This window comes from Streptomyces chisholmiae (assembly GCF_031845445.1).
GTDB classification, from domain to species: Bacteria; Actinomycetota; Actinomycetes; order Streptomycetales; family Streptomycetaceae; genus Streptomyces; species Streptomyces chisholmiae.
Genome location: NZ_JAVREO010000054.1, coordinates 1 through 851, shown reverse-complemented (window position 1 = coordinate 851; position 851 = coordinate 1). Strand labels below are relative to the sequence as shown.

Annotated in this window: 1 pseudogene; it reads left to right on the top strand. The window is 66.5% G+C overall.

What is annotated here, in order from left to right:
* Positions 1 to 851 (top strand): annotated as a pseudogene (locus RM844_RS32010) (DUF6531 domain-containing protein); the annotation flags it as partial.

Genomic DNA, 851 nt, shown 5'->3' with positions numbered 1-851 from the left:
TCCTGGGCCTCCACCCTCGACCAACGCCTCATCCTGGACGAACACGGCGCCCAGTTCCTCACCGCCGACGGCATGACCCTCCTCTACCCCCGCCCCCTCCCCGACGAGCCGGTCCTCCCCGTCGAAGGACCCCGCTGGACCCTGACCTGGGACGGCCAACCCGAAGCACCGTTGAGCATCCACCAACGGGAGACCGGACACACCCTCCACTTCGCCCCCACCCCCGGCCACCCCGGCACCGAACTCCCCCTCATCGCCATCACCGACCGCAACAACAACCGCATCCAACTCGCCTACGACCACACCGGCACACCCACCGACCTCCACCACTCCGGCGGCTACCACCTCGGCATCACCACCACGCACGGCCGCGTCACCGCCCTCACCCTCCTCAACGACCCCGACCAACCCACCCTCCTCACCTACGGCTACAACCAAGCCGGACTCCTCGCCACCATCACCAACTCCTCCGGCCTCCCCCTGAAGTTCTCCTACGACGAGCACTTCCGCATGACCCGCTGGGAAGACCGCAACAACTACTGGTACTCCTACACCTACGACACCCAAGGCCGCTGCGTCTTCACCACCGGCACCGACCACGCCCTCGAATACCGCTACACCTACGACGCGGACAACCACCGCACGGTCGTCACCAACTCACTCGGCCACGACACCGTCTACCAGTTCAACGACGCCTTCCAGCTCGTCGCCCAGACCGACCCCCTCGGCCACACCACCACCCACACCTGGGACCGCTACGACCACACCCTCACCACCACCAACCCCCTCGGCCACACCACCCACTACACCTACAACCAACACGGCGACCTCACCACCATCACCCGCCCAGA